Origin of the sequence: Catenulispora rubra (assembly GCF_015356825.1) — a bacterium.
Taxonomy (GTDB): domain Bacteria; phylum Actinomycetota; class Actinomycetes; order Streptomycetales; family Catenulisporaceae; genus Catenulispora; species Catenulispora rubra.
In genome coordinates this window covers 1-6,619 of the sequence record NZ_JAACYW010000445.1, presented here as the reverse complement: position 1 = coordinate 6,619, position 6,619 = coordinate 1, and the positions used below count along the sequence as shown (strand labels likewise).

Here is a 6,619-nt window from a genome sequence, read left to right as displayed (position 1 = left end):
GACTTCTGCCTCCTGATAACCCGCCGCCGCCACCACGCAGACCTAGCCCTCACCGCCACCCCCGGCGAAGCCACCCGCTGGCTCGACATCGCCCAGGCCTACCGCGGCCCGGCTGGCGAGGGGCGGAAGCCGGGCCAGTTCGCGGGGGCTTGATGCGGGGGCGCTGGGTGCGGCGCGGGACGCGGGGCCGGTTGTTTGTCGGCGGGCGGCGCTGGCTGCGGTGCGGAGGTAACCGGCAGCCGGTGCGGCGGGCAGCTGCTGCCAAGTGCAGCAGGGCACTGCGTGCTGCTGTGTGGCGGTGACGGGCGGCCGCACCGGTCCTTCCTCAGCGCGCCGGGTGAGTGTCCGGGAACCCGAAAGCCCCCACCAGCGCAGCATCCCCGAACGCCGTGATCCGCTCGATCCCGCCCCGCCGCACTCCCAGCACCGCGACCCCGTAGGCGCGGTGCGTGCCCTCGCCGTCGCGAAGGTATGCGACGGCGGCGGGTTGGCCGTTGGCGCGCGTTGGCAGCATCCGCCAGGTTCCCGGGGGGCCGAAGGCCAGGCGGAGGTGGCGCATGCAGGTTTCGAGGCCGGAGTACCAGCTCAGCGCGGGTGCGACCTCCAGTACCGCGTCCTGCGTCAGGGCGCGTTCCAGTGCTGGTGCATCAGCCCTCTCAAAAGCCTCGATGTAGGTATTTAACAGCGCACGCTCCTCCGCCCCCGTCGGCAGCGTCACGTCGTCGGCGCGGGGTGCGATCTGCTCGATGCGGCCGCGCGCTCGCTGCAGGGCGCTTTTCACCGCAGCCGTGGACATCCCCAGCAGCTGTCCGACGTCCGCCGCCGGGAGGTCCAGCACCTCCCGCAGCAGCAGCACGGCACGCTGCCGGGGCGGCAGGTGCTGCAAGCTCGCCACCAGCGCCAGCCGCAGGTCCTCGCGCCGGTCGGCCACCGTCGCCGGGTCGTCGGGGCGGCCTGCGAGCCGGCTGTCGGCGATCGGTTGCAGCCACCCGAATCCGGGCTCTGCCATGGTCGGCGGGCCCTCGGGGTCCTCGCTCGGCGCGCCCAGGCCGGACGGCAGCGGCCGCAGCTTGCGGCTCTGCAGAGCGGTCAGGCAGGCGTTGGTCGCGATCCGGTACAGCCACACCCGCACCGACGACCGTCCCTCAAACCCCTGATACGACCGCCAAGCCCGCAGGAACGTCTCCTGGACGACGTCCTCCGCCTCGTCCACCGAGCCCAGCATGCGGTAACAGTGCGCCAACAGCTCACGCCGCGATGCCTCGGCCGCAGCAGAAAAGCTCTCGGCGGCGAAGCTCGCACCAGAAAGGCCCGCAGGAGAAGAGCTCGCAGCCGCGACACCCCCGACCTCCGTCATGCGATGAAGGCCTCTGCGAACCCCTCGACAACCTCGCCGCCGGTCACATCGGGAAAGCTGATGATGAACTCGTCGACCCCGACCGCCTCATAAGCCGCGATCCGCTCCCGAACCGTCGCCGCCGTCCCGACCAGCCCGTACTCCGCCAGCTCGCCCGGGAACACCGCCGGAATCCACTGCGGCAGCCGCGACCGCGCCTCCTGCTCGGTGTCCGCCAGCGACCCGTACATCAGCACCGTCTTCCGGATCGCCCCGAAATCCCGCCCGACCGCCTCGCAGTGCCGCCGAAGCACCGCCAGCTTGTGCGCCACCGTGGCCGGATCCCCGAGCAGGTTGCACAAGTCCGCGTACTTCGCGACCACCTTCAGCGTCATCCGCTCGCCGCCGCCGGCGATCATCATCGGAATGTGCGGGCTCTGCACGCCCTTCGGCTGGTTGATCGCGTCCGCCACCGTGTAGTACTGCCCCTTGAACGTCGTCTCCTGCTCCGTCCACATCGACAGAATGATCTGCACGGCCTCCTGCAGCCGCCGCAACCGCGTGGCGTCGTCCCGGAACTCGAACCCGTAGCTCCGATAGTCCGGCTCGTACCACCCCGCCCCGATCCCGAACGTGAACCGCCCCCCGCCGATCGCGTCGACCGTGGACGCCATCTTCGCCTGCAACGCCGGATGCCGGTAGTCGTTGCACGTCACCAGCTGCCCGACCCGGATCCGCTCGGTCTCCCGCAGCAACGCCGCCACCGTCGTCCAGCACTCGAACAGCATGTTCTGCGAAGGCGGCACGGTCACCAGATGATCGGCGACGTACACACTCTCGTACCCGGCCCGCTCAGCCCTCTGCGCCACGGAAACCATCGCATCGAACGTCCCGGCCGGGTCGAGGCGACCCGCGAGCTCCTGGGTGAAACCCTGCGGCAGCCCCAAGCTAAACGTGACGGCCATCGTCGTCGTGTCCTCTCATCGAAGGCGCGCGAACACAGCGCGCTCGATGTACAGACCGACGACGATGGCCGAAGGGATCGGTATCGCCGGCGATTCTTGCTGTTTTTCTCCGCCCGGCGCCCAGCGCCTACCGCGCCGCAGCCACCCTCATCGGCAACCCACCCCGCACCCGCAACGACAACATCGGCTCGGCCACGACCCGATACCCCGCCTCCGTCGACAACCGCAGCTCGCGCGCCACCATCGCCAGCACGAAAGCCGCCTCCATCATCCCCAGGTTGTTCCCCACGCAGAACCGCGGCCCCGCGCCGAACGGGATGTACGCATACCGCGGCCGATCATGCGTCACACCAGGATCGAACCGCTCCGGATCGAACCGCGTCGGCTCCTCCCAGAACGCCGGATGCCGGTGCATCGTGTACGGACACACCACCACATCCGCCCCCGAGCGCACCCGGTACCCGCCGATGTCGTCACCGCCCTGCGCGATCCGCCCCAGCATCCACACCGGCGGATACAGCCGCATCGCCTCCTCGATGACCATCGACGTGTACTTCAACGCGTGTAGGTCCTCGAACGTCGGCAACCGGTCCCCGAGCACCGCGTTCGCCTCGGCGTGCACCCGCTCCCACGCCCACGGGTTCTCGTGCAGCAGGTTGAACGTCCAACTCAGGGTGCTGGCAGTCGTCTCGTGCCCGGCCAGCAGCAGCGTCACCAACTCGTCCCGCATCCGCAGGTCGCGCACCCGCGGATCGGACTCCGCGCGCGTGCTCAGGATGAGCCGCGACAGCACGTCGTCCCCGGACGCCCCCTCCGGCCGCGCATCCCGGTCGGCGGCCAGCGCGTTCACCACGTCCTGCAGCTCCCGGCGCGCGCGCCGGAACCGCATCTGCTTCGGCAGCGGCACCCACATCGGCACCATGCTCAGCGTGACGACCTCGAACATCGCCTGGTCCTGCATGGCCTGGAACGCCGCGCTGATCCCGCCGTGCGCGCCGAGGTCGGCGTCCAGCAGCGTCCGGCCCAGCACCCCCAGCGTCAGTCCGGTCATCTCCTTCATGACGTCGACCGGCCCGCGCCCGATGTGCGCCCGCAGCCGCGCCACCAGCGCCGCGGCCTCCTCGGCCACCGCCGGCGCCTGCTGCGCGATCCGCTTGGCCTGGAACCCCGGCTGGATCGCCTTGCGCTGTTTGCGCCACAGCTCGCCCTCGCTGGTCAGCAGCCCGTCGCCGAGCGCCCGCCGGGCCTGCACCAGCCCGATGCCCTTGTGGTAGTTGCCGGCGTTGTCGGCGAGCACGTGCTTGGCGTAGTCGGGGTGGTTCACGAAGTACAGCGTCTTGGGCCCGATGGCGATCCGGACGGCGTCGCCGTAGCCGTCGGCGGCCGTGCTCATCAGCGCCAGCCGGTCCCGCATCAGTTTCCTGACAAGGCCGGGGGTCTGTCGGCGCGGCGGCCCGGGCCAGAGCTTGGCCGACGGGGGCGACGCCAGGTTCGTGGCGGTCATGGCCTAGCTCCTCGCATGCGCCGCGACGGCGTCGGAGATCTGCTGACGCCAGACCTCGTACGCCGGAAGCGAGCCCTCGTCACCGGCCGGCCGGGCCTTGCCGCACAGCTCCGCGGCCTCGCGCGGCGTCATCCCGCAGAACACTTCGAGCGCGAGTTCGGTATGCGGCACAACGAGATCGGCCTCGTACCGCGCCGTCGCGGCAAAAGCAGCACCCTGAGCCACCTGCGGCTGGTACACGCCCGAACGGTGCCAGAACCTGCGCAGCTCCACCTCGTCGACGCCGCCGGCGTACGTCGCGGCCAGTCCGGCCCCGGCGTACAGGTCGGCGCGGCGCTCGGCGGCGAAGCCCTCGAACGTCTCGACCACCAGATCCGGGTCGGTCCCGCAGACGAACCACATCGCGCGGCCGATGCCCTGGTCGATGGCGCGCGGCGCGTACCAGGCGTGCTCGCCGCCCGGCCACGGGAAGGCGGACTCGCGGTACTGCTGCCGGACGTAGCGCTCGGTCTTGAAGTAGGCCTGGTGGAAGCCGTAGCCGTCCAGGACCAGCCAGCGCATCAGCGGGTCCGGGCACGTGAAGCGGCGCCACCGGAAGCGGGGCAGGCGCGCCATCGCCCAGCCCATCCCGACCCACGCCATGTACTCGTGCTGCTTGGCGCGGCCGGTGAGGAAGTCGGCGAAGTGCTTGGAGCCGCCGATCGGCATGCCGTCGCGGACGGCGTAGCCCATGCCGGCGCCCTCGTAGGCGAAGCCGCGGAAGCGGACCGGGATCTGCTCCAGGCTGGCCTCGGCGTCGGCGACGGTCTTGGCCTCCGCGGCGTGCGCGTAGCCGGTGAGGAAGACCTCGCCGACGCGCTCCAACAAGGCGGCTGAGTCGTCGTTCTTGATGTGGAACCCGCGCTCGGACATCAGCACGGCTTTGGTGTTCGGGGTCAGGACGCGGCGCCGAAGCGCCCGCAGAGTGCCGGCCACGATCAGTTCCTTTCCAGGCGGCGGATGCCGTCGGCGGCGCGGATGACCGCGGCGGCGGTGAAGTGGTCGCGGATGCGTTGACGCCACTGTTCGTAGGCCGGTGCGGCGGAGGTGCCGGCACCGTGGGGGACCTCGGTGCGGTCGGCGAGGTCGACCACCTGCTCGACCGACAGGTCGGTGAGGACCTTCGCGGCGGCCTCGGTGTGCTCCGGGACGTGCCCGGAGAAGTGCCGGCCCTTGACGGCCAGCACCGCCCCCAGCGCCACTTCGGCGCGGTGCTCACCGGCACCGGCCAGCAGCACACCGAGGTCGTCCGCTTCGCAGCCCCCTGCGAACACCGCGGCCAGCCCGACCCCGCTGAACAGGTCGGCCTGGCGCTGCGGAGCGAAACGCCGCACAGCCGCCACGGTCTCGAGCGGATCGCCGCCGTGGATGAACCACAGGGCCCGGCCGATCCCGAAATCGACGGCGCGCAGGAAGTATTCAGGGGATCCGTCCCACGGATAAGGCTTGGGGACGCGCTGCCTTTCCACCCACTTGTGCGTCTTGAAGTAGGCCAGGTCGAATCCATAGCCGTCGACCGCGAACCAGCTCATCGTCGGATAGAACGCCGAGCCGGTCAGATCCGGCATGACGTTGCGCCACAACGGCCGCGGCAGATGAGACATCGCAAAGCCGATGCCGATATACGTAAGGAAGATGTGCGGCTGCCCCGAACCCATGAGCAGGCTCTGCGCGCGCTGCCCCCGCCCGCCGGCCATCGCGTCGCGGATCGTGTAGGCCATCGCAGCGCCCTCATACGCGAAGCCGCGCACCTCGACGTCGACGAGCCGCAGCCGCTGCTCCAACTCGCCCAGCGTCCGGGTCTCGATACCCCACTCGAACCCACAGACCACTGACTGCGGAATCGCCTCCAGCTGTTCGATGGACGCGCCGACCGCGACGGGGAAGCCCCGTTTCCGGAACCCCACCTTCGCGAACGACGGAGTGAGCGCGAGACGCCGCAAGGTTCCCAGCAGGGCCGCCATAGTGTCCTTGTCTCCCGGATGCCGGCGCGGCGCCGGGGATCGGTGGCCGCGGTGCGGAATCGGTCTTTTTCAGGATGCTGCTATGGGGACGGCGCGGGCTTCTCCTGGCGTGCGGGTCGCCGATGAGGTTGTTGCGGTCGTGTTTCCGTCAGCGTCCGAGAACCGAACTGCGCCGCTCCCACGCCATCCGCATCGACTCCTTCGCCGCGTCCGGATCGTCCCCCGCCTCGCGCATCAGGCCCCGAACCTGCGCCTCGAAACACGTGTCCGCGTCATACGGCTCGGTCAGGTACCCCCCGAGCTCCAGGGTCACCAGCCCGTGCAGGGCGATCCACATCCGGTGCGCGGCAAGCTGCGCGTCCCCCTCGTTGAAGCGGCCGGCCTGCATGGAGCGCTCGACGGCGTCGATGAGGATGGCCAGGGTGTAGCGGCCGTGGCTGCGGTCCTCGTCGGTCAGCGAGAACCCGACGAGCGTCGAGCCCCCGAACATCACCGCGTACAGATGGCTGTGCTCCAGGGCGTTCTCGCGGTAGGCCATGCCGAGTTCGGCGACATCGGCCACCGGATCCTCGGACGCGCCGACCGCGCCCATCCGCCCGGCCAGGTGCCGGAAGCCCTCGTGTACCAGCGCGCGCACCAGATCGTCCATGCCGCTGAAGCGGGTGTACACGGCCATGGTCGAGGTGCCGACCGCGGCGGCCAGGCGGCGGGTGCTCAGAGCCGAGGGCCCTTCCTCGGCCAGCAGACGGGCCGCGGCCTCCAGCAGGTTCGCGCCGAGTTCGGGGTCGGCCTGGCGCGGGCTCATCGGATG

6 protein-coding genes and 1 pseudogene are annotated in these 6,619 nt (G+C 70.5%); 1 reads left to right on the top strand and 6 read right to left on the bottom strand.

All coding sequences use genetic code 11. The annotated features are described in order from the left end of the window. Nucleotides 1-153 (top strand): annotated as a pseudogene (locus GWK61_RS61290) (wyosine base formation domain-containing protein); the annotation flags it as partial. A 172-nt stretch (nt 154-325) separates the two neighbouring features. Here GWK61_RS61290 and GWK61_RS51755 read toward each other — a convergent pair. From GWK61_RS51755 to GWK61_RS51730, 6 genes are all read right to left on the bottom strand, one after another. Continuing rightward, on the bottom strand, nt 326-1,357 hold the full coding sequence (locus GWK61_RS51755; RefSeq protein WP_194921518.1) for an RNA polymerase subunit sigma-70: 1,032 nt from the start codon (nt 1,355-1,357) through the stop codon (nt 326-328). Continuing rightward, nucleotides 1,354-2,301, bottom strand: a complete 948-nt coding sequence (locus GWK61_RS51750; protein WP_194921516.1) for an LLM class F420-dependent oxidoreductase — start codon at nt 2,299-2,301, stop codon at nt 1,354-1,356. Before GWK61_RS51750 ends, GWK61_RS51755 begins: the two co-directional genes overlap by 4 nt. Nucleotides 2,302-2,428: 127 nt before the next feature. Then, on the bottom strand, nt 2,429-3,805 hold the full coding sequence (locus GWK61_RS51745; RefSeq protein ID WP_194921514.1) for a cytochrome P450: 1,377 nt from the start codon (nt 3,803-3,805) through the stop codon (nt 2,429-2,431). A 3-nt stretch (nt 3,806-3,808) separates the two neighbouring features. Then, nucleotides 3,809-4,717 carry a DUF1702 family protein gene (locus GWK61_RS51740; RefSeq protein ID WP_438939831.1) on the bottom strand — a complete coding sequence of 303 codons (909 nt, stop codon included), beginning with the start codon at nt 4,715-4,717 and terminating at the stop codon, nt 3,809-3,811. Between the two features lie 65 nt (nt 4,718-4,782). Further along, nucleotides 4,783-5,808 (bottom strand): DUF1702 family protein, encoded by a 1,026-nt coding sequence (locus tag GWK61_RS51735; RefSeq protein ID WP_194921512.1) that lies wholly within the window; start codon nt 5,806-5,808, stop codon nt 4,783-4,785. A gap of 148 nt (nt 5,809-5,956) precedes the next feature. Next, nucleotides 5,957-6,619: TetR-like C-terminal domain-containing protein (locus GWK61_RS51730; protein ID WP_323748163.1), on the bottom strand; the 663-nt coding region annotated here is incomplete at its 5' end.

What these genes read in the sequence shown, in the direction of transcription:
- GWK61_RS51755 (WP_194921518.1), bottom strand. Translation starts at nt 1,357, where the DNA reads ATGACGGAGGTCGGGGGTGTCGCGGCTGCGAGCTCTTCTCCTGCGGGC.
- GWK61_RS51735 (WP_194921512.1), bottom strand. Translation starts at nt 5,808, where the DNA reads ATGGCGGCCCTGCTGGGAACCTTGCGGCGTCTCGCGCTCACTCCGTCG.
- GWK61_RS51740 (WP_438939831.1), bottom strand. Translation starts at nt 4,717, where the DNA reads ATGTCCGAGCGCGGGTTCCACATCAAGAACGACGACTCAGCCGCCTTG.
- GWK61_RS51750 (WP_194921516.1), bottom strand. Translation starts at nt 2,301, where the DNA reads ATGGCCGTCACGTTTAGCTTGGGGCTGCCGCAGGGTTTCACCCAGGAG.
- GWK61_RS51745 (WP_194921514.1), bottom strand. Translation starts at nt 3,805, where the DNA reads ATGACCGCCACGAACCTGGCGTCGCCCCCGTCGGCCAAGCTCTGGCCC.